This is a genomic window from Seohaeicola sp. (assembly GCF_048006315.1).
Classification (GTDB): Bacteria; Pseudomonadota; Alphaproteobacteria; order Rhodobacterales; family Rhodobacteraceae; genus Seohaeicola.
In genome coordinates, this window is record NZ_CP180350.1 from 1065954 (window position 1) to 1084626 (window position 18673).

The window sequence follows — 18673 nt, forward strand, 5'->3', positions numbered from 1 at the left end:
AAAGGGAGTATATGCTGCGATTGAACCTGACCCATGAGGCGCAAAGGCTCGACCTCGGCCATGGCGTCGAGATCCTGGTCGCCCCTATGACCACGGCGCTGATGATGGCCGCACGCAAGGAGGCGCAGGGGCAAATCACGCTGCCGGACGGGACTGATACAGATGACAACGATTTCGACACCGATGGCATCGCGCTGGCCATGGCCAAAGCGGTGGCGCGCGTCGCCATTCAGGACTGGAAAGGTGTTGGCGATGACAACGGCTTTGCCATTCCGGTCAGCCCGGAAGGTATCGATGCACTCCTCGACATCTGGCCGATCTTCGAGGCCTTCCAGACCAAATACGTCGCAGGCGCGCTCATTCTGGACGCAGAAAAAAACGCCTCACCGCCCTTGCCGATTGGGAATTCGGCGGGGGCGGCGACTATTGCCAAGCCTGCGCGCAAAGCTGCAAAGACTGCCCGGCGCACATAAACGCACCCCACACCATGGAAGGCTGGCAGATCTGGGACCTCGTCCAGCGCCTCGGCGGCCAGCTTCGGGTGTCAGGATCAGCCGTATTCGGCTGGGACATGGGCGCGGCGCTGCAATTGGGCGCGGCGCTTGGGATTTCTACCACTGCCATCGCCGAACTGCTGCCGCCCATCGAGGCGGTGATGGTGCGCAAGATCAATGACGAAATACGCTCAGGCAGCGCGGAGCGGCTCAATATCTGAGACATCGACAGTCTCGCGGGCACGTGCCAGATCCCAGGCCCGCTGAAGGTTCATCCAATATTCGGGCGTGGTCTGGAAGAAGGCCGCCAGTCGCATGGCTGTGTCCGCTGTCAGCGCTGTCTCACCTTTGACCAGGCGCTCGATCCGTGTGCGTGGGACGCGTAGCTGTTTGGCAAGGGTCGGTGCCTTCATGCCAAGCGGCAAGAGGTACAGCTCGGAGAGCACGTCACCCGGATGGGAGGGATGTGTCAGCAGGCTCATGGTGTCTCCTTTCAGTGGTAATCCACAATCTCGACCTCAGCAGGCCCTTGATCCGTCCAGACAAAGCAAATCCGCCATTGCCCATTTATGCGCACTGAATGCTGACCTACCCGATCGCCACTCAAGGCTTCCAGATGGTTGCCGGGTGGGAACCGCAAGTCTTCGACCACATGCGCCGCATCCAGCGCCGACAGCATGGCACGCGTTCGCTTCACCAGATCCGCGGGGAACCCCTTGCCGAACCGGCCCGACATAGCCTGTTCGGCGAGCTTTCCGCGGATGCTGATAATCATCCCTCTCATGTATCACACCGTGATACATAAATCAAGGACCAAGCCCGATGACCACCAAACAAGTCTCCGTCCGCCTGTCCGCCACTGGCGGGCGGCAGGTCCGCGCCGAACTGGAAGGCGTGGGCGAGGCCGGCAGCCGTGGTTTCGGGCGGCTGTCGCAGGAGATGCAGGCTGCGAATGCCCGGCTGGCCAGTTTTGCGCGCCGTACCCAGATTGCCGCAACAGCGGCAGCCACAGCGCTGGCGGGGGCGGCCCTGTCGATGACTCGCTCGACGGTGACGGCCGCCAATGAGATCAGCCAGCTCGCCCAAGTGGCCAATGCCGCGCCGGAGGTGTTCCAGCGCTGGTCGGCGGCCTCGAGCACCGTGGGCATCGAGCAGGAGAAACTTGCTGATATCCTGAAGGACGTGAACGACCGGGTGGGGGATTTCCTGCAGACGGGCGGTGGGCCGATGGCAGATTTCTTCGAGAACATCGCGCCGCGTGTTGGCGTGACAGCGGATCAATTCGCCCGGCTCTCGGGCCCTGAGGCGCTACAACTCTATGTGTCCAGCCTGGAGAAGGCAGGCGTCAATAGCCAGGAGATGACCTTCTACCTCGAGGCTATGGCCTCGGATGCCACGCGTCTCATCCCGCTCCTAGCAAACGGTGGCGCCGAGATGGGCCGTCTTGGCGAGCAGGCGCAGCGCCTCGGAGCCGTGCTGGACAGCGACGCCATCGCCGCCATGCGGCGCTCGGAACTAGCGCTGGTCAGCATGGGCCAGGTCTTCACCGGCCTCCGCAATAAGGTGGCCGTGGCGCTGGCGCCGTCGCTGGAAGCGATGGCCAATGCCTTTGTCGCATTGGCTTCGTCAACGAGCCCGATCTCACGGGCCTTCGATACAGTGTTCGCCAATCTCGATCGGCTGGCCATCTATGCCGGCACCTTCGCCACCTTCCTGGCCGGTCGCTGGGTGGCCGCCATGGCCGCCGCCGCCCTCTCGGTGCGCGGGCTGGCCACGACGCTGGTGTTTCTGCGCGGGGCCCTGATCCGCACCGGCATCGGCGCGCTGATCGTGGGTGCGGGCGAGCTGGTCTATTGGTTCACCCGACTGGCCTCTGGCGCCGGCGGCTTTGGTGAGGCCATGCGGCTTTTGAAGGCTGTCGCGGTCGAGGTCTGGGACCGGATGAAGATGGGCGCCGCTGCCGCAGGCGCTGCGGCCACGGCCATGTTCTACGATTTGAAGGCAGATGCGGCGACCGGCATGGCCGGGGCCATCGAGAGCGTGGTCGCCTTTGGCAACAGCACGGCCAATACCTTTGAGGGCGCGCTGCTGGCCGTGCGCGAGATCTGGTCGCGCCTGCCGGATGTGATTGGTGATCTGGCCTTCTCGGCCGCCAACCGCATGCTCGATGGGATCGAGGCCATGCTGAATGGCGCGATCCGTCGGATTGACGCGTTTACGGGTAAGATCCGTGACGCACTGGCCTCGGTTGGCATTGAGACAGCTTTCGGCGAGATTGGCGAGATCAGCCTCGGCGATATCCCGAACCCTTTTGCCGGGGCTTCTGCGGATGCAGGCACAGCCGCAGCCGAGGCCTTCCAGCGCGCCTTTGAGGATGATCCACTGACAGCGCCCGATCTGGGGTTGGACGGGATTGCCGCCGCGGCCTTGACCACCACCAATAGCTATCGGCAAGCCGCCACAGATCTCGCCGCTGGTGCAACAGCCCCGCTGACTTCCTGGGAGGCGCTGCGCGCGGCCCTAGCCGGCACGGGCGACGAAGGGGCTGCGGCACTGGAGGAAGCGACCGCCTCTGCGCATCGTTTGGGGGCAGCTCTTGGCGGTGCGGGCGGCAAGGGCAAAGAAGCGCAGGACAAGCTCCTCACCGGCTTTGCAGCAGCGAACAAATCGCTCAGCGATTACGCCAAGGAGGCTGGGAACTGGGGCAAGGGCCTCGGCGAGACCCTGGTCGGTGCGTTTCAAGGGGCGGAGAACGCGTTTCGCGACTTTGTCCGGACCGGCAAGCTGAACTTCAAAGGCCTGGTGGCCTCGATCCTCGAGGATCTCGCCGTGCTGCAGTTTCGTAATGCGGTGCTCGGGCCGATCGCCAACGCGCTCTCCAGCGCCTTTGGCGGCTGGGGTGGGAGCACCGTCACCGCGGCCGTATCGCATGCGGGCGGCATGGTGGGGATTTCTGGGTATTCCCGGCAGGTCCCAGCGCTGGCCTTTGCAGGTGCTCCGCGCATGCATAGCGGGGGATGGGCCGGGCTGCGGCCAGACGAGGTGCCAACCATCCTGCAACGTGGCGAGCGGGTGCTGAACCGCCGTGAGGTGGCGCAATATGGTGGTCACGGGGCGAGCACATCGCGCGTCCGCATCGAACTCGGCGAAGGGCTCGTGGGCCGCATCATGGAACAGGCCGGCGCGCAATCCGTCGAGATCGCCCAGAGCAGCCTGCGGGATTATGATCGGCTGGTGGCCCCGCGCACGCTGGCACGCGTCAGCCAAGATCCACGGCGGAGGGGCTAATGGCACTGACCTATCCGCTCTCCTACGCCCAGTTCCTTGGCGCGCTGCGCGTCGAGGAGGTGACATTCCGGCTGTCGCATCCGCAAGAACACACCCGTCTTGGCGACGGCACGGTGATCAGTGCGAGCCTCGGCGCGTCGCTCTGGACCGGGACGATCCGGCTGGCACAGGCCAACCACCCGCGCCATGCGCATATGGAAGCGCTGATCGCGCTGATGGATCAGCCGGGAGCGACGTTTCTATGCACCGATCCGCGCCAGATTGGCCCGGCCAATGATCAGAGTGGCAGCATTCTCGGCAGCCGAACGGTCACGATCCATTCGGTGGCCAGCAACATGCGCGAACTGCGGCTGACCGGCTTGCCCTCAGGATACGTGCTCTCAGCGGGCGACATGCTGGGGTTCCAGTATGGGTCAAACCCGGTTCGATATGCGCTGCACCGCATCGTGGTTGGGAGCACGGCCTCAAGCGGCGGGCTGACACCTCTCATGGAAGTCGTCCCCACCCTGCGGCCGGGTGCCGTGGCGGGGCTGACGGTGTCCCTGATCCGTCCGGCTTGCAAGGCACGGCTCCTGCCAGAACCCACCTATGGAGCAGGCCGTCAGGCGCTCAGCCGCGGCGCCAGTTTCAACTTCATCCAGACGCTCAGGTGAGGCAATGCAATCGACGCCAAAGTCTGCGCTGGTGGACTATCCGGCGACGTCCTGCCACGGGTTGATCAGGGAGACCCCCGTCGCTGCAAAATCCGCCATGTTGCGGGTGACGACTCTCAGGCCATGCTCCAATGCCGTTGCGGCAATCAACGCATCGCGTTCGGATTTTGGGTCGGGCACATGCAGCCGAGCGCAACGCCGGGCAATGGCACCATCGATGCTGAGCGTCCGATCTTCAAACTCGGGACAGACCTGGGTTTCGACCCATGCTCGGAGCCGCGCACCTTGCGCGGGATCTCGCCGCTCAACACGCAAGATACCGATTTCCAACTCCATCAAGGTCAAAGCCGAGATGAACATTTCGCCCGCATCAACCCCGCTGACCCAAGCCACAACAGCAGGATCAGCACGACCGTCTCCAACTTTTCTGAGCTCGGAGATCACGTTTGTGTCGAGAAGATACATCAGCTGAAGTCAACCTCGCGGGCCTTCAGCCCAGATTTCTCGGGCTCGAACGGAATGTCCGAAAGACCTGGTGCCGCCAAAACCTCCGCCAGGTTGCGCGGACCACCGCTTAGGCGGCGGTATTCTGCCCAGCTCAGCAAGACATGCGATGGCCGTCCACGATCGGTGATCACAACAGGGCCGTCCTCAGCCGCGCGTTTGGCCCGGCCAACATCCTGATTGAGCTCTCGGCTCGAGACTGTGTGTACACCCATCGCACCCTCCATGAGTAATGTAGGTTCATTACTACAATTTGAGCAGTCCTGCAACAGTGGCTGCGCCTCTAACCACACCATTCGGTAATCCCATGCGCATCCTCGACCCGACCTCCGCGGCCTACCTGGCCGCCCGCACCGGCGTGGCCAGCCGCCACATGGTGCATGTCATTGCCCGCAATCGGACGACCAGCGCAGCAGAGGCGCTCGGCCTGTGGCAAGGCGATGATCACCTGACCATTGCGATCAATGGCACCAACCGCACCTATTACGGCGCCGGCGGTCTGATCGGGGTCGAACCGATCCGCGCCGGCATCGGGCTCGAGGTCCGGATGCTGCAGGTCGCCCTCAGCCCTCTGACGCCTGAGGTCGCACAGCTTCTGCGCGGCTATGATGCGCGCCTGGCGCCCGCCGAGGTCCATCGTGGTCTTCTGTCGCTCGAGACCGGCCAGTTGATCGCCGATCCGATCCGGGTGTTTCGCGGCTGGGTGGACGAGGTGAAGATCCGGACTGGCGAAGTCGGCGGAACCGGCGAGGCCACGGTAACGCTGGCCAGTGCCGCGCGGGGGCTTACACGCCCCCTGACGCTCACCCGCTCCAACGCCGAGATGCGCCGCCGCAACCCGAGCGACCCGTTTCGCAGCTACGCGGATGTCGCAGGCGAGGTCGGTGTCTGGTGGGGCGAGAAGCGGGAGCGCGCCTGATGGACCGGCTGTCCTTGCTCATCGCCTATGCCGCCGAAGCCGGGGCGCGGCCGTTTCGCCCTGGCCGCCATGATTGTGCGCTGTTCGCCGCTGGCTGGGTGAAGCTTGCCACCGGCCAGGACTTTGCCCAGGGCTGGCGCAGCACATATCGTAGCCTCAAGCGCGGCCAGCAGCTGCTCGAAGATGCTGGCTTCGCCGACCATGTGGATTTCGCGGCGGCTCATCTGCCCGAGATCGCGCCCGCCTTTGCCCAGATCGGCGACCTCGCCGTCCTCGATGATAACGCCTTCGGGATCGTCGCAGGAGAAATGATTTACTGCCTGAAGCCTCGGGGCCTCGGGCTCATCCCCCGCAGCGCGATGCGCCGCGCCTTTGCCGTGAGAACCCCCTGATGCCTCCTGTCGGTGCTGCCATTGCCGCCATGGGTGCCGCGATCAGCGGCACCGTCGCGGCCATCTCCGCCTTTGCGGCCAGCTCCTTCATCGCCTCGATGATTGTGAACACCGCGATCTCAGTGGGCATCTCGCTGATCGCAAGGGCGCTCACGCCCAAACCCACGATCAAGCAAAGTGGCATCCAGACCGCGGTCACCACCACAGGCGGCACGGAGCTACAGGGGTTCATCCTGGGGCGCACGGCCACCGCAGGCCACCATGTCTGCCCGCCCATGAGCCATGATGATGGAGGCACGCCGAACGGATTGCTCACATACGTGATCGAACTGAGCGATCTTCCGGGCATTGGCCTGTCACGCGTCATTCTCAATGACGGGTATTCAACGCTTGGCCCCACGGCCCATCCCGATTACGGCTTCCCCCTGCTGAACCAGCGCATCGGCGGGACCGACCACGCCTGGATCAAGTTCTATGACGGGAACCAGACCGTCGCCGATCCGATGCTGGTCGCCAAATACGCGAACTACCCCGACCGGCCTTGGAGCAGCAGCTTTGTCGGCCACGGCACCGCCTATGCCATCCTGACCTTTCGCTACAATCGCGAGGTCTTCAACAATCTGCCCACCGTCCGCTTCGAGCTGGACGGCATCCCGCTTTACGATCCGCGCTTTGACAGCAGCGTGGGTGGGGCCGGCTTGCAGCGCTGGTCCAACCCCGGCACCTGGGCGCGCTCCGCCAACCCCGCCGTGATGATCTACAACATCCTGCGCGGCATCCGCCTGCCGACAGGCGAGGTCTGGGGCGGCGATGTGCAAGCGGATGATCTGCCGTTGACAATCGTCCCGATAGACCAGAGACCGACCATGCACTAACAATCAAACCGGACCACTCGATGGGGGCAGTCCACAATTCATGTTTTGAAGGGGGGATGCATGACGCCTCAGAAACGCCTGCTAGATCTTACTTTGGTGATACTTCTATCGCCATTTCTATTGCCCATTCTTGCTGCACTTGTACTCGTTGTCTGGCTGCGTGAAGGCCGTCCGATCTTATATAGCAGCGAACGTATGCAAAGCCCCACGCGTAGTTTTTTGCTCTGGAAGTTGCGTACGATGCGTACAGCGTCAGAAGACAGCGGAGTCACTGGTGGCGACAAGTCTGCACGCATCACGCCCACGGGGCAAATCTTGCGTAAAAGACGGCTTGATGAGCTGCCACAAATATTCAACATCCTATGCGGTGATATCAGCTTTGTTGGACCTCGCCCGCCCTTGCGCGTCTATGTCGAACGCTTCCCCGAAATCTATCAAAAGGTGCTGCAAAGCCGTCCTGGTGTGACGGGACTCGCCAGCCTCGTTTATGCCCGTCATGAAGCGCATTTGCTCGCACGATGCGAAAGCGCCGAAGAAACTGATGCAATCTATGCCCGTGCATGTATCCCTCGAAAGGCGCGCTTGGATCTGATCTACCAACGCAACCAAAGTCTACTCTTAGATGTCTGGCTGGTCTTTTTAACTGCTGCGCGATTGTTTGGCTTTGCGCAAGGTCGTAGGCTGCCGCGCAAGCAGCATAGTGTTACGCTTACTCAGCCGAACTCACAACCATCAGCCCCATCGCCCTGAACCGCAAGAACGCCCTCTTCGCAGGCCACGATCCAGGGCCGAAAACTGGGCCGTGATCGCCTGGGTGATCGAAACCTCAAAATGAACGGCGTCGATCACCACGCATGGCTTACGGCAACGCTCACCGCCATCGTCCAAGCCCACAGACAGAACCAGATCGACGATCTGCTCCCGTGGAATTCCCACGCCACGGTGTGATCGGGACAGCGCTTACGGCTCACCCCGCGAACACACCGTAGCTACAAAACGCAACCGTTGAGTGTTCGGTAAAATGGGGCAAGACCACACCGAGAACTTATGATCCTATTTTGAGTAGTTCCTCATGGCGAACAATCGCCTCTTCGATGTCTTCGTAGAATTCAAGCTCGCCCCTGTGCAGGATCAGGCCACTGTTGCAGAAACTGCGCATTTCCGACATATTATGGCTGATCATAATGGCGTTGGCGTTTTCCATGCGCGCCTGAAACACCGCCCTGCTGCGGGCGCGGAATGACTGGTCGCCTGCCCCTGTCACCTCGTCAATCAGGTAGGTGTCAAAGGGAATGCCCATCGCGACACCGAACGCTAGGCGGGATCGCATGCCCATTGAATAAGTGCGCAGCGGCATGTGGAAGTGCTTGCCGATATCGGCGAACTCTTCGACGAAGGCTGCGAGCGAGTCACAGTCAACGCCATAGACCCGCGCCAGAAAGCGAGTGTTCTGCAACCCGGTCATCTCGGGATGGAAGCTGGAGGCACCGCCAATGGGCCAAGAAATCATGCCGTGGCGGATCACGCGGCCCGTGGTTGGTTGCATCGTGCCCGCAATGATGGACAGAAGCGTCGATTTTCCCGCCCCGTTGCGCCCCAGAAGCCCCAACGACCGACCCGGCGGCAGCACAAAGTTGAGGTTGGAAAACACAGTGTGCGTGCCTTCGTCCATGTAGAATTGCTTGCCGAGATTTTGCAGCTTGATCACACGCCTTCCCTCCGGATTAGCCCCGGTCGCGCATGCTGTAATAGACTAGCGCCGAGACCGACCAGACCATCAGCGCAAAAAAGGCCGTCAGGCTGATCAGAAGCCAGTTGCGCGGGTATTCGGCAGTATCGGCGAAGGTCGGTGCGATGAAGGTCGCGAGATAGATTTGCTGGCGTTCGGCATTAGTGCGGGCCTGCGCAAGCGCTGTGAGCGCAGCACGGTAGATTTCTTCGGCGAATTGCACATCCACTCGCAGCCCTTCGTATTGCGACAGCAATGTCGGGTAATTGGTGTTCTCACCGGCGACATTGAGCGCAGCTGTGTTCTTGCGCTCCTTCGCGATCCGATCCTTGATGACGGCGATGCGCTGGTCAAGCTGACGCACACGCGGGTCACCGCTGCCCGTCGATTGCAGCACCAGGTCATAATCCACCAATGCCTGTGCAAGCTGCTGCTGCAGATTGGCTACGACACCCATGCGCCCCTGTATATCGGCCTGCGGATCGAGGATCTGCGTCCGCGCCTGAAACTCGATTAGCGCCTCGCGGGTTTTGCGCAATTCGATGGCGGCGTTTTCCAGATCCGACAAGGAGCTTGACATGCTGTCACGTCGCGCCGTTTCGTTGAGCTTGTTGATCATCGCCTCGCTCTGCGCGATGATCTCTTTCGCGATGGTCTGCGCCTTCTCGGGCGTGCGCGCACGCACTTTGATCATGATCATACCGGAAGACTTGTCGTAGGTTATCCGGACCATCCGGCGCCAGAAGCGGACAAGTTCCTCGATCGTTGCATCCGGCCGAACCGAATAGAACGGGTCCCAGGGCCAGCTTTCCGAATAATGGACCAGGATGTCCAGTTCGCGCTGCACACCTCTAACCAGCCCCTGACTTTGGATGAATTCGAACACAAGATCCGAATTGCCGACTGTCTGCGCTCCAAGCATCTGGGTCAGCCCGCCGAGCATGGCGCTTGCCGATGTTCCTTCTTCCTGCCGCACCACAAAACCGGAATCCGATGCATATTGCGGCCGGGCGAAGGCCAGCAGATAGACTGTGACAACGATCACCGGCAGTCCGACCATGAGCACCAGCGTCGCAATAAGCCGTCTGTGGCGCGGCTGTATCACGGCCTTGCTGGCCGTGCGCCCGGCCAGATCGGTCAGGACCTCCCGCGCGGCTACGGGACCGACTGAGTTGTTCTGCGTGTTCACGTCTCTAGGTCCGGTCCATTTTTTGGCTATTGAAACTTTCGAGTGTTCTTACATACTGCAATCTTGTTGACCAGCATCGCGATACCTCATGCCCGCCACGCCTGAAAACCCCGATATTGCGCATCTGCGCAAGAAAGAGAGCATTGCGCTGCAAAGCCTGCGGTGCATTGGCGCGCTGATCTTGCGCGAGATGGGCACCCGTTACGGTCGACAGCCAGGGGGATATGCATGGGCATTGGTACAACCTCTGGGCATGGTCATCATGTTGGGTGTCGGATTCTCGCTGCTCGCCCGCTCTCCGGTCCTGGGCACGAGCTTTATGCTGTTCATGGGAACCGGCTTTCTGATCCTACAGCTTTTTCTGACCACGAGCACCAGCGTAGGGCAATCCATGGCCTATTCCAAGACACTTCTGATGTTTCCGCGGGTCACATGGCTCGATGCGCTAGTGGCCCGCTACCTACTGAACACACTAGTCACAATCGTCGTGATGCTCATCATTCTAGCCGGCATCATCCTGTTCGAGGACATTCGAACTGTGCTGGACTGGCCGCGGATCATGCTTGCTGTTGCGCTGACCGCGTTTCTAGGCCTCGGCGTCGGGTGTTTGAACTGTTTTCTCTTCATGCGCCTGCCGGTCTGGCAGAATGTCTGGGCCATTATGACCGCGCCGCTGATGCTTATCTCGGGCGTCATCTTTCTGTATGACGACATGCCTGCTATGGCCCAGAATATCCTGTGGTTTAATCCGATGATCCATGTGACGGGGATCATGCGCGACGGCTTCTACCCGATCTACAAGCCGACGCATATTTCCGTCATCTATGTGCTAACCTGCTCCTTCATTCCGATGGTGCTTGGCCTGCTGCTGATGCGGCAATTTCATCGCGATCTGCTCTATCGCTGAGCACGGAGCCAGTCAGTAGTATGTCTGTTGAACTGCGCAAAATGAGCGTAAGGGCGTGCGCTCCATTAAGGGGCCCTTCATGCGCACAGGGCTGTCTTGGCCACTGATCATAATGTGGGTGGCGGCCTCGTAGCGATATGAGTGGTGAAGATAAATTGCTGTGTTAGAGCGGCAGACACACAGCTTGCCCTTTCGTCTGTTGCTGCTTTTCGCTTATTCATCCTGTATCGCGATGATAGAGGACAATACACACGGGTGCAAAGCCTCCATTTAGCCAGAGACAGCCATGACAATTTCGGACAAAGCGATGATGGGGAAAGACGGGTTTCTGTTCCTGAATGGCCGGGATTCGAACAACTTGCTTGGTCATCTGACCGGAGAAGAACCTGTACGCGCCTCCGCCCTGAGCATCCATGCGCACAATCGCGAAATTATCGCAGGTCTGAAAGTGCCGTTTCTGGGCATCATCGTGCCCGAAGCGCATTGCGCGTATCCCGAACACCTGCCCGATGGCATTCGCATCAGCGAGGAGCGACCTGTGCGCAAGGCGCTGGTCCATATGGCGGATGGCTATCATTATGCGCTCGATGACATGCTGGCCTTCAAGCGCGATATTGGTGCCGTCTACACCGGGCGCGATTCCCATTGGACGGAGCCTGCAGCCCTTGCCTGCTACAAGGCGCTGCGTGAACGCATCGGGCGTTACCATCCCATGCAACTGGCCTATGAACCGTCCTATGACGCAGAGGTAGGTGATCTTTCGACAAATGAGATGCAAATAGTGATCGCGAAAGAACGCATGCGTTTGTCGCGCGGCACGCAATCCTATAGCATTGTCTTTGCTAGCATGATCTTGAATCATGGTAATGTCATGGTGACGTATAATCCAGCGGGACAGGGGCGCTGCCTTGCTTTTGGCACCTCCTTTTCAACGCGGCTCACGCCTGCCTATGCCTCAGACTTCGAAGAAGTGGTTTTCTGCTATGGCACAACGGTCGATCCCGTCTTGGTGGAGCTTGTGCAGCCTGATTGTGTGATTTCCGAACTGCCAGAGCGGTTCTTGCACTTTCCAAGTATTGCAATTCCGGGAAGCACCTTGATCAGCCTGCTTCTGATGCATGATCAAAGCGTTGCGACGCATCCCGTCCTGCAGCCGCGAACAACTGTCCCACCAAGGGTTGCGGCGCTTGGCGCGTTTTTTGCCGGGGCATATGAGATCGCGGCAGGTAAGCCCGCGCGCGCCTTCATGCAGGTCATTGAAGAAAGATCCCTTGCTTTTGCTGAAAGCGTGTCATTGCTTGCGCCGCTTCTGGTAGAGACCGAGCAAAGGGGCGCGTTGCGGTCGGTTCTGTCAGGTCAGTTCTTTCATCGAGGTCAGCTCGCGCGGGTCTCGAAACTCGTGGACGAGGGGAAGCTGGGCGTCGGACAACTCTCGCTGTTGCCTGAAAGTGAGATGGGACTGCTGACCCATATCCGCATCCTGATCCGGGCAGGCCAGCATTTGCGCGCACGGCAGGTGCTCCACCGGTTGCTGACGCGCTTTGAGGTCGGGCGTGAAGCAGAGTATTATGCCAAGATTCTGTAGCAGATCGTAATACCGTATATCTTTTTTATCGGACCGACCATAACGGATCATTCCGTATCTTGATCGTTAGGGTTGGTGCCGTCCCTTCCTTTGATCAATCGCAGCACAGATCCGGCACCGTGTGGAGGATATGTCGGGCGAGGGGCATCTACTTTTGCCAGTGCTGCGGCCGTTGATCTCTGTCTACGAACATGTCTGTGGCGAGTTGCGGGTGCGCCAACTTGCCCGGGCAAAGACGATACCATCCAAAGACTGGTGACGGTGCTAGGAATCGGCGTTGTGACGGCGCTCACCTTCCGCCACACGATCGACGATCCCACCCGGTTCCAAAACGCAGCAACGGTCGGAACCTATCTCGGTCTGACCCCACGTCGAAAGCAGTCAGGCGCAAGCGATACGTACGGCCGAGTGTCGCGATGGGGCGACCGTTTGCTAAGGAACTATTTGTTCGAGGTAGCCAGTATCCTGTTGCATCGGACCAAGCGGTGGTGCCCATTGAAGGCATAGGGTCTCCGCCTTGCAAAGCGCAACAACATGAGAAAAGCAGAGGTCGCGGTAGCTTGGAAGCTTGCCGTGATCCTCCACTGCATTTGGATGGACGGCATAGTCTTGGAATGGGGAAAAGAGATACCAGAATGGCTTCCACCTGATCCGACCCTGAGATTGCAGGCCTGACGCCAGACCTGTGATGTCCCGCCGGGACGGTGGTCGCAGTGACGGCGTTCAATCAGCTGCAGGCCCGATTGGCACGTGCGTTGCATACGTTGAGGCACTCGGCCCGCACATCAACATGAGGCTATGCCCTCGAAAAGGACCATGACCCCGGGACGAACAGAGAACCAAGCTTGACAAAGACACGCAATTAAAGGACTGATTGATACGCTGATACGTTCACATGCAGCAATAGCGGTGCGGAAATAGTGAAAAGAGCGCGCGGCGCCCTCTTTGGCTTCGCCAAATTCACCCCGAAAAATTTGGGCAAGGATGAAAGGCACAAGTGCGCTCAGATGCGAAAGCGCTACGCGCGGCACTAGCGGGATTGCAATACGGCCCCTGCTGTAGCAAGGGAAGGGTGAGGCCTGAGCCTCGCCTGCCCGGAACCAGTCCCCGTCCCAAGAGATTCTGCTCCATAAGCATCATGCCCGAGACGCTGCCCGAACATGCCCCGGTCCAGATACTGATGAGCACCTATAACGGCGCCCGCTGGATAGAGGCGCAGCTCGAAAGCTTTCTGGCGCAAAGCCATCTATATTGGCAGCTCTGGGTCAGCGATGACGGATCAAGCGATGCCACCCGCGATATTCTGCGCGCATTTGACGCGCGCAACCCTGGCAAGCTGGTGGCTGTGCTGGAGGGGCCGGGCAAGGGCAGTGCCGCGAATTTCATACATCTGCTGTGTCACGACGCGCTGCCGTCGGGGATCGTGGCGCTGTCGGATCAGGATGATGTCTGGCACCCCCACAAGCTTGAGCGCGCGGTGTCGGCACTGCAGAGTGCAGGTCCAGTGCCCTGTGTCTGGTCGGCGCGCTACCGCATCACAGATGCCCGTCAGCGCCCGCTCTGGGACTCACCAGTCTGGACGCGTGGCCCATCTTTGGGCAATGCGCTGGTGCAGAATATCATTTCTGGACATACGCTTACGCTCAATGCCGCGGCGCTTGCGCAGGTGCGCGCAGCTGGGCCGCAGAATGTACCCTTTCACGACTGGTGGATTTACTTGCTGATGATGGCCACGGGCGGGCGCGCACTGGTGGACTCAGAAATCGTGCTCGACTACCGTCAGCATGGCGGGAATGTCATGGGCCAACGCGGCTCGGCGCGGGCGCGGGCGGGCAGGATGAACGCTGTGCTGCGTGGCGCATTGCAGGGCTGGATCGCGCAGAACCTGCAGGCGCTGGCGCTGGCCAAAGCCTTACCGCTGACACGCGAGGCCGAAACCCTCACGCAAAACTGGCCCCGGGCGGGCGCCCTGCAGCGCATCGGCCTGATGCGGGCCTTCGATATCCATCGCCAAAGCCGCCACGAGACAGTGCTGCTCTATCTCTCCGCCGCCATGGGCCGCATATAGCTCTGAGCCCTCTGCGCAGCCATTCCAGGGAGCACCAAGACCCGCATGTCCTCGCGACGCCCGACATCCGATAACACTGGACCAGATGCGCGCGTCACGATTGTGATGGCCGTCTATGATGGCGCAGTCTATCTACCCGCGATGCTCGACAGTCTTGGCGCCCAGACTCACCCTGACTGGGAATTGCTAGCCAGTGACGATGGCTCACGGGATGGCTCACGCGCTGTGCTACAGCGTTTCGCGGCCAAGCGCCCAGAGGGTCAGATGCGCATCGTTGCGGGGCCTGCGTTAGGGTTTGTCGCCAATTTCATTACCGCCCTGACCCGTCTGGACCCGGCGCGGCCCCAATGGCTGGCCTTCGCCGATCAGGATGACGTCTGGATGCCACAGCGCCTGTCCGATGGATTGCAGGCACTTACCGGACTGAACCGCCCTGCCCTCGCCGCAGGCCCGGTCTGGAGCGTGAGATATGATCTGACAGGGCGACGGCTGGCGGGTGGCTGGAGAGGCGCGGCCAGCTTTCGCAACGCGCTTGTGCAGAATATCGTGCAGGGCAACACGATGCTGGCCAATCCCGCGGCCACGCGCCTGCTGATCACTGCGGCACAGCGCGTCGTGGCCGCAGGGCATTGGCCGGTTTCTCATGACTGGTGGGCCTATCAAATAGTCACGGGCGCGGGTGGCACAATGCGGCAAGTCCCTACGCCTGGCCTGCTCTACCGCCAGCACAGCAGCAACGTCATCGGCGTCAATGCCGGGCCGCGTGCGGCTTTGCGCCGACTGATTGCAGCCTTGGGCGGCGAGCGCAACGTCTGGTCGGCGCGCAACAGTGCGGCACTAGGCTGCTGCGCAACGCTGCTCACCCCCGAGGCCCGAACAGCCCTTGTTGCCTTCCACCACCTGCGCGCAGCGCGCACACCCTGGCAGAGGCTCACGGCGCTGCACCAGTTGCGCCCGCGCCACCAGACCCGCACCGGCACTGTCGCACTCTGGCTGGCAGCCCTAGCCGGGCGGATCTAGCGCGCGGGGCTGCAGTGCCGGTCAAGCGCGCGCAGAGGCGCTATTTCTCCGTCATAGAAGAGCGCATCAGCGGGTGCTGCAGGACCTGACGCAGATACTCGGCCAGTTCCTGAATGGCCGCCTCATGCGCCTCAACCTTCGCATCCAGCCCGAAAATGGCGTCATCCTGCGCCTCGTTCTTGACCTCGGCATGCGCGCGCAGTGACACGATCTGGGCTTCAAGTGCCGCACGCAGTGATGTGCTTTCCTCGATCAGCCTCGGCTTGAGTGCGGCAAAAATATCCCCTGACTGATCCTCCAGAAGCGCCACGATCCGCGCCTCCACTGCCCCGCGTATCTCCGCGTGCAAGGCCGCTTCCTTCTCATCCTGACGCGCTTCAAGTGCCGCACGCAGTGATGTGCTTTCCTCGATCAGCCTCGGCTTGAGTGCGGCAAAAATATCCCCTGACTGATCCTCCAGAAGCGCCACGATCCGCGCCTCCACTGCCCCGCGTATCTCCGCGTGCAAGGCCGCTTCCTTCTCATCCTGACGCGCTTCAAGTGCCGCACGCAGTGATGTGCTTTCCTCGATCAGCCTCGGCTTGAGTGCGGCAAAAATATCCCCTGACTGATCCTCCAGAAGCGCCACGATCCGCGCCTCCACTGCCCCGCGTATCTCCGCGTGCAAGGCCGCTTCCTTCTCATCCTGACGCGCTTCAAGTGCCGCACGCAGTGATGTGCTTTCCTCGATCAGCCTCGGCTTGAGTGCGGCAAAAATATCCCCTGACTGATCCTCCAGAAGCGCCACGATCCGCGCCTCCACTGCCCCGCGTATCTCCGCGTGCAAGGCCGCTTCCTTCTCATCCTGACGCGCTTCAAGTGCCGCACGCAGTGATGTGCTTTCCTCGATCAGCCTCGGCTTGAGTGCGGCAAAAATATCCCCTGACTGATCCTCCAGAAGCGCCACGATCCGCGCCTCCACTGCCCCGCGTATCTCCGCGTGCAAGGCCGCTTCCTTCTCATCCTGACGCGCTTCAAGTGCCGCACGCAGTGATGTGCTTTCCTCGATCAGCCTCGGCTTGAGTGCGGCAAAAATATCCCCCGACTGATCCTCCAGAAGCGCCACGATCCGCGCCTCCACTGCCCCGCGTATCTCCGCGTGCAAGGCCGCTTCCTTCTCATCCTGACGCGCTTCAAGTGCCGCACGCAGTGATGTGCTTTCCTCGATCAGCCTCGGCTTGAGTGCGGCAAAAATATCCCCCGACTGATCCTCCAGAAGCGCCACGATCCGCGCCTCCACTGCCCCGCGTATCTCCGCGTGCAAGGCCGCTTCCTTCTCATCCTGACGCGCTTCAAGTGCCGCACGCAGTGATGTGCTTTCCTCGATCAGCCTCGGCTTGAGTGCGGCAAAAATATCCCCTGACTGATCGCGCAGCAGTCTTTCGATCCGCGCGTCCAGCATCTCGACAAGTTCAGCGCCCCCCTGCCCTTGCTCGATCTGCATCAGGGCCAGCATCGCCGCGCGCGCATCGTCGCGTGCAAATTCATGATCAAGTGCAATCTCGCCACCGTTGCGCAGGATTAGCTGGCTTTCGAACACCGTCAGATCCGTGATGCGCTCGCCCACCAGACGCATCGCATCGCGCACGATGCCTGCCTCGACAGCACCCAGCCGCCCGAGCGCACGGATCGCCCCGTCTTCACTCTCGCCGAGGCACAGCACCCCTAGCCCATTGGAATGCTCAAAATTGAACGTCCGGTCCGGATAGTCAGCTTCAAGTTCTGCCCAGAGCTTCCAGACGCCAAAATCCCTCTCGCGCACCATGGTGTCGTGAAACAGCACCACCCCGTCAGGCGCCATTTTCGGCAGCCATGTCGTGAAATCCTCACGCACCGAGGCATAATCATGCGCTCCGTCGATATGCAGCAAATCGATCGAGCCATCAGCGAAGCCGCCCACGGCCTCGATGAACAGACTTTTGAGTGCTCGCGCGCGCGGGTCGGCCCGGGCGCTAAGCTCGCGGCGGAACTGGTCGTAGACGCTCGTCTCATAGCTGCCCGTTTGCTGATCACCGATCCAGCTGTCGATGGCCACAAGCTCCTGAACCCGCGCATCCCCCTGTGCCGCCTCGAGAAAGGCGAAGAAACTGTCGCCCCGGTAAGAGCCCAGTTCCACCATCCGCCGCGGTCCGAGATCCGTAATCAGCCAGGACGCAAGTGGGGTCAGCCCCTGCCATGGGGTCTGTGTGCTGCGATAAGCGGGGATGAAGTCGAGAGCGGATTTCGGCGGCAGCAGCATGTCGTTTTCCTTGTGTCAGGTCACAAAGCGCTCAAGCGCACGGTTGTAGAGATCCAGATCCCGCTGGCAGTGCTTTTCAATCATCGGAAAACAGTCAGGGTCAATCGGGATTGCCTTGCTGTCCCAGTCACTGTTCTCGCGCGAGTTAATGGGCTTAGCCACAAGCCTCTTGATACGCGCATCTTTCGGGTCGAAACCGACTGCGGCACAGAAGCGCTCAACGGTGGCGGAAAAATGCTCCTGAATGATGGCATGGGTCAGGTCGTCGATGCTTAGACCTTCGAGAAAATAGCTCATGGCGTTGGTGGCATATTTCGCGCGCCTTACCAATTCCATCAAGTCCCATCGTCCTTCCATAACATTGCGATGCTGAGGGATCGAAGGATCACCATGCAGCGCGATGTGGCGGTACTGCGACACCATGCGCGTAACAGGATGGCGCATGGTCGCAAGCGTTGCGGCCTTTGGAAAGACATCACGGTACTTTAGGAAGTGATAATGCCCATGAATTACACTGAATTTCTCCCCAAATGCGACTGGATCGGCCACTAGCAGAGGGTCGGGTGTCCTGACGGTCGTCAGGTCCATTTCTGTCCCGTAATCCTCGTGGATGCGGGCGCTGTAAATGATTTGGAGAGTCTTGGTAAAATTCGTCCCGGCCGTTTTCGGGATATGGATGGAGAGAAGCATCGCGTTCCTTTCGTTTTTTCCGTCAGTCAATCTAATTCGCGACAACTGCGGCGGTGACTTGCGAAACCAATTCGGGCTTGAG

General features: G+C 60.7%; 21 protein-coding genes and 1 pseudogene. 14 read left to right on the forward strand and 8 right to left on the reverse strand.

Features of this window, described 5'->3' with window-relative positions:
• The first annotated feature begins 11 nt into the window (after nucleotides 1-11).
• Nucleotides 12-473, forward strand: coding sequence for a hypothetical protein (locus ACMUJL_RS05340; protein ID WP_375569918.1), 462 nt, complete (start codon nucleotides 12-14; stop codon nucleotides 471-473).
• Nucleotides 474-487: 14 nt separating this feature from the next.
• On the forward strand, nucleotides 488-715 hold the full coding sequence (locus tag ACMUJL_RS05345) for a DUF7697 family protein (protein ID WP_375569916.1): 228 nt from the start codon (nucleotides 488-490) through the stop codon (nucleotides 713-715).
• Here the strand turns inward: ACMUJL_RS05345 and ACMUJL_RS05350 are convergent.
• Entirely contained in the window at nucleotides 686-976 is a 291-nt protein-coding gene (locus ACMUJL_RS05350; protein ID WP_375569914.1) for a HigA family addiction module antitoxin, read from the reverse strand. The two genes, ACMUJL_RS05345 and ACMUJL_RS05350, sit on opposite strands and share 30 nt — an antisense overlap.
• An 11-nt stretch (nucleotides 977-987) precedes the next feature.
• Entirely contained in the window at nucleotides 988-1269 is a 282-nt protein-coding gene (locus ACMUJL_RS05355; RefSeq protein ID WP_375569912.1) for a type II toxin-antitoxin system RelE/ParE family toxin, read from the reverse strand.
• 47 nt (nucleotides 1270-1316) lie between these two features.
• Between ACMUJL_RS05355 and ACMUJL_RS05360 the strand changes: the two genes are divergently transcribed.
• Both ACMUJL_RS05360 and ACMUJL_RS05365 read left to right on the forward strand, forming a co-directional pair.
• Nucleotides 1317-3782, forward strand: coding sequence for a phage tail tape measure C-terminal domain-containing protein (locus ACMUJL_RS05360; RefSeq protein WP_416914160.1), 2466 nt, complete (start codon nucleotides 1317-1319; stop codon nucleotides 3780-3782).
• Nucleotides 3782-4435, forward strand: coding sequence for a hypothetical protein (locus tag ACMUJL_RS05365; RefSeq protein ID WP_375569908.1), 654 nt, complete (start codon nucleotides 3782-3784; stop codon nucleotides 4433-4435). Before ACMUJL_RS05360 ends, ACMUJL_RS05365 begins: the two co-directional genes overlap by 1 nt.
• Nucleotides 4436-4471: 36 nt before the next feature.
• On the opposite strand, the gene ACMUJL_RS05370 is transcribed toward ACMUJL_RS05365, so the two are convergent.
• Nucleotides 4472-4900 (reverse strand): type II toxin-antitoxin system VapC family toxin, encoded by a 429-nt coding sequence (locus tag ACMUJL_RS05370; protein WP_375569906.1) that lies wholly within the window; start codon nucleotides 4898-4900, stop codon nucleotides 4472-4474.
• Nucleotides 4900-5235, reverse strand: coding sequence for a type II toxin-antitoxin system Phd/YefM family antitoxin (locus ACMUJL_RS05375; protein ID WP_416914161.1), 336 nt, complete (start codon nucleotides 5233-5235; stop codon nucleotides 4900-4902). The genes ACMUJL_RS05370 and ACMUJL_RS05375 overlap by 1 nt, the downstream gene beginning before the upstream one ends.
• Before the next feature lie 11 nt (nucleotides 5236-5246).
• Here ACMUJL_RS05375 and ACMUJL_RS05380 point away from each other — a divergent pair, with 11 nt between their 5' ends.
• From ACMUJL_RS05380 to ACMUJL_RS05400, 5 genes and pseudogenes are all read left to right on the forward strand, one after another.
• Nucleotides 5247-5858 (forward strand): hypothetical protein, encoded by a 612-nt coding sequence (locus ACMUJL_RS05380; protein ID WP_375569902.1) that lies wholly within the window; start codon nucleotides 5247-5249, stop codon nucleotides 5856-5858.
• Nucleotides 5858-6250: a DUF6950 family protein gene (locus tag ACMUJL_RS05385; protein ID WP_375569900.1), complete on the forward strand. Its 393-nt coding sequence runs from the start codon at nucleotides 5858-5860 to the stop codon at nucleotides 6248-6250. Before ACMUJL_RS05380 ends, ACMUJL_RS05385 begins: the two co-directional genes overlap by 1 nt.
• Nucleotides 6250-7125: a hypothetical protein gene (locus tag ACMUJL_RS05390; RefSeq protein WP_375569898.1), complete on the forward strand. Its 876-nt coding sequence runs from the start codon at nucleotides 6250-6252 to the stop codon at nucleotides 7123-7125. The genes ACMUJL_RS05385 and ACMUJL_RS05390 overlap by 1 nt, the downstream gene beginning before the upstream one ends.
• Before the next feature lie 60 nt (nucleotides 7126-7185).
• On the forward strand, nucleotides 7186-7875 hold the full coding sequence (locus ACMUJL_RS05395; RefSeq protein WP_375569896.1) for a sugar transferase: 690 nt from the start codon (nucleotides 7186-7188) through the stop codon (nucleotides 7873-7875).
• Nucleotides 7854-8073: pseudogene (locus ACMUJL_RS05400) on the forward strand (transposase domain-containing protein); the annotation flags it as partial. The gene ACMUJL_RS05395 and the pseudogene ACMUJL_RS05400, both read left to right, overlap by 22 nt.
• Before the next feature lie 97 nt (nucleotides 8074-8170).
• On the opposite strand, the gene ACMUJL_RS05405 reads toward ACMUJL_RS05400, so the two are convergent.
• Together ACMUJL_RS05405 and ACMUJL_RS05410 are read right to left on the reverse strand one after the other, a co-directional pair.
• On the reverse strand, nucleotides 8171-8833 hold the full coding sequence (locus ACMUJL_RS05405; RefSeq protein ID WP_375569894.1) for an ABC transporter ATP-binding protein: 663 nt from the start codon (nucleotides 8831-8833) through the stop codon (nucleotides 8171-8173).
• Nucleotides 8834-8849: 16 nt separating this feature from the next.
• Nucleotides 8850-10043 carry a sugar transporter gene (locus tag ACMUJL_RS05410; RefSeq protein ID WP_375569892.1) on the reverse strand — a complete coding sequence of 398 codons (1194 nt, stop codon included), beginning with the start codon at nucleotides 10041-10043 and terminating at the stop codon, nucleotides 8850-8852.
• Between the two features lie 88 nt (nucleotides 10044-10131).
• Here ACMUJL_RS05410 and ACMUJL_RS05415 point away from each other — a divergent pair, with 88 nt between their 5' ends.
• The 5 genes from ACMUJL_RS05415 (at nucleotide 10132) to ACMUJL_RS05435 (ending at nucleotide 15623) form a co-directional block, all read left to right on the forward strand.
• On the forward strand, nucleotides 10132-10950 hold the full coding sequence (locus ACMUJL_RS05415) for an ABC transporter permease (protein ID WP_375569890.1): 819 nt from the start codon (nucleotides 10132-10134) through the stop codon (nucleotides 10948-10950).
• Nucleotides 10951-11236: 286 nt separating this feature from the next.
• On the forward strand, nucleotides 11237-12535 hold the full coding sequence (locus ACMUJL_RS05420) for a hypothetical protein (RefSeq protein ID WP_375569888.1): 1299 nt from the start codon (nucleotides 11237-11239) through the stop codon (nucleotides 12533-12535).
• A gap of 255 nt (nucleotides 12536-12790) precedes the next feature.
• The gene (locus tag ACMUJL_RS05425) at nucleotides 12791-13042 is read left to right on the forward strand and encodes a transposase (RefSeq protein WP_416914162.1); all 252 of its coding nucleotides are present in this window, start codon (nucleotides 12791-12793) and stop codon (nucleotides 13040-13042) included.
• Between the two features lie 631 nt (nucleotides 13043-13673).
• Nucleotides 13674-14603 (forward strand): glycosyltransferase, encoded by a 930-nt coding sequence (locus ACMUJL_RS05430; protein ID WP_375569886.1) that lies wholly within the window; start codon nucleotides 13674-13676, stop codon nucleotides 14601-14603.
• 105 nt (nucleotides 14604-14708) lie between these two features.
• On the forward strand, nucleotides 14709-15623 hold the full coding sequence (locus ACMUJL_RS05435; protein WP_375569884.1) for a glycosyltransferase: 915 nt from the start codon (nucleotides 14709-14711) through the stop codon (nucleotides 15621-15623).
• A gap of 40 nt (nucleotides 15624-15663) precedes the next feature.
• On the opposite strand, the gene ACMUJL_RS05440 is transcribed toward ACMUJL_RS05435, so the two are convergent.
• Together ACMUJL_RS05440 and ACMUJL_RS05445 are read right to left on the reverse strand one after the other, a co-directional pair.
• Complete coding sequence (locus ACMUJL_RS05440; protein ID WP_375569882.1) at nucleotides 15664-17901, reverse strand: class I SAM-dependent methyltransferase; 2238 nt, start codon at nucleotides 17899-17901, stop codon at nucleotides 15664-15666.
• A 15-nt stretch (nucleotides 17902-17916) separates the two neighbouring features.
• On the reverse strand, nucleotides 17917-18591 hold the full coding sequence (locus tag ACMUJL_RS05445) for a hypothetical protein (RefSeq protein ID WP_416914163.1): 675 nt from the start codon (nucleotides 18589-18591) through the stop codon (nucleotides 17917-17919).
• Nucleotides 18592-18673 lie beyond the last annotated feature (82 nt).

Coding starts and splice junctions, on each gene's coding strand:
- ACMUJL_RS05445 (WP_416914163.1), bottom strand. CDS start 18,591: ATGCTTCTCTCCATCCATATCCCGAAAACGGCCGGGACGAATTTTACC.
- ACMUJL_RS05350 (WP_375569914.1), bottom strand. CDS start 976: ATGAGCCTGCTGACACATCCCTCCCATCCGGGTGACGTGCTCTCCGAG.
- ACMUJL_RS05430 (WP_375569886.1), top strand. CDS start 13,674: ATGCCCGAGACGCTGCCCGAACATGCCCCGGTCCAGATACTGATGAGC.
- ACMUJL_RS05360 (WP_416914160.1), top strand. CDS start 1,317: ATGACCACCAAACAAGTCTCCGTCCGCCTGTCCGCCACTGGCGGGCGG.
- ACMUJL_RS05385 (WP_375569900.1), top strand. CDS start 5,858: ATGGACCGGCTGTCCTTGCTCATCGCCTATGCCGCCGAAGCCGGGGCG.
- ACMUJL_RS05380 (WP_375569902.1), top strand. CDS start 5,247: ATGCGCATCCTCGACCCGACCTCCGCGGCCTACCTGGCCGCCCGCACC.
- ACMUJL_RS05435 (WP_375569884.1), top strand. CDS start 14,709: ATGGCCGTCTATGATGGCGCAGTCTATCTACCCGCGATGCTCGACAGT.
- ACMUJL_RS05365 (WP_375569908.1), top strand. CDS start 3,782: ATGGCACTGACCTATCCGCTCTCCTACGCCCAGTTCCTTGGCGCGCTG.
- ACMUJL_RS05355 (WP_375569912.1), bottom strand. CDS start 1,269: ATGATTATCAGCATCCGCGGAAAGCTCGCCGAACAGGCTATGTCGGGC.
- ACMUJL_RS05415 (WP_375569890.1), top strand. CDS start 10,132: ATGCCCGCCACGCCTGAAAACCCCGATATTGCGCATCTGCGCAAGAAA.
- ACMUJL_RS05390 (WP_375569898.1), top strand. CDS start 6,250: ATGCCTCCTGTCGGTGCTGCCATTGCCGCCATGGGTGCCGCGATCAGC.
- ACMUJL_RS05340 (WP_375569918.1), top strand. CDS start 12: ATGCTGCGATTGAACCTGACCCATGAGGCGCAAAGGCTCGACCTCGGC.
- ACMUJL_RS05440 (WP_375569882.1), bottom strand. CDS start 17,901: ATGCTGCTGCCGCCGAAATCCGCTCTCGACTTCATCCCCGCTTATCGC.
- ACMUJL_RS05395 (WP_375569896.1), top strand. CDS start 7,186: ATGACGCCTCAGAAACGCCTGCTAGATCTTACTTTGGTGATACTTCTA.
- ACMUJL_RS05375 (WP_416914161.1), bottom strand. CDS start 5,235: ATGGTGTGGTTAGAGGCGCAGCCACTGTTGCAGGACTGCTCAAATTGT.
- ACMUJL_RS05370 (WP_375569906.1), bottom strand. CDS start 4,900: ATGTATCTTCTCGACACAAACGTGATCTCCGAGCTCAGAAAAGTTGGA.
- ACMUJL_RS05345 (WP_375569916.1), top strand. CDS start 488: ATGGAAGGCTGGCAGATCTGGGACCTCGTCCAGCGCCTCGGCGGCCAG.
- ACMUJL_RS05420 (WP_375569888.1), top strand. CDS start 11,237: ATGACAATTTCGGACAAAGCGATGATGGGGAAAGACGGGTTTCTGTTC.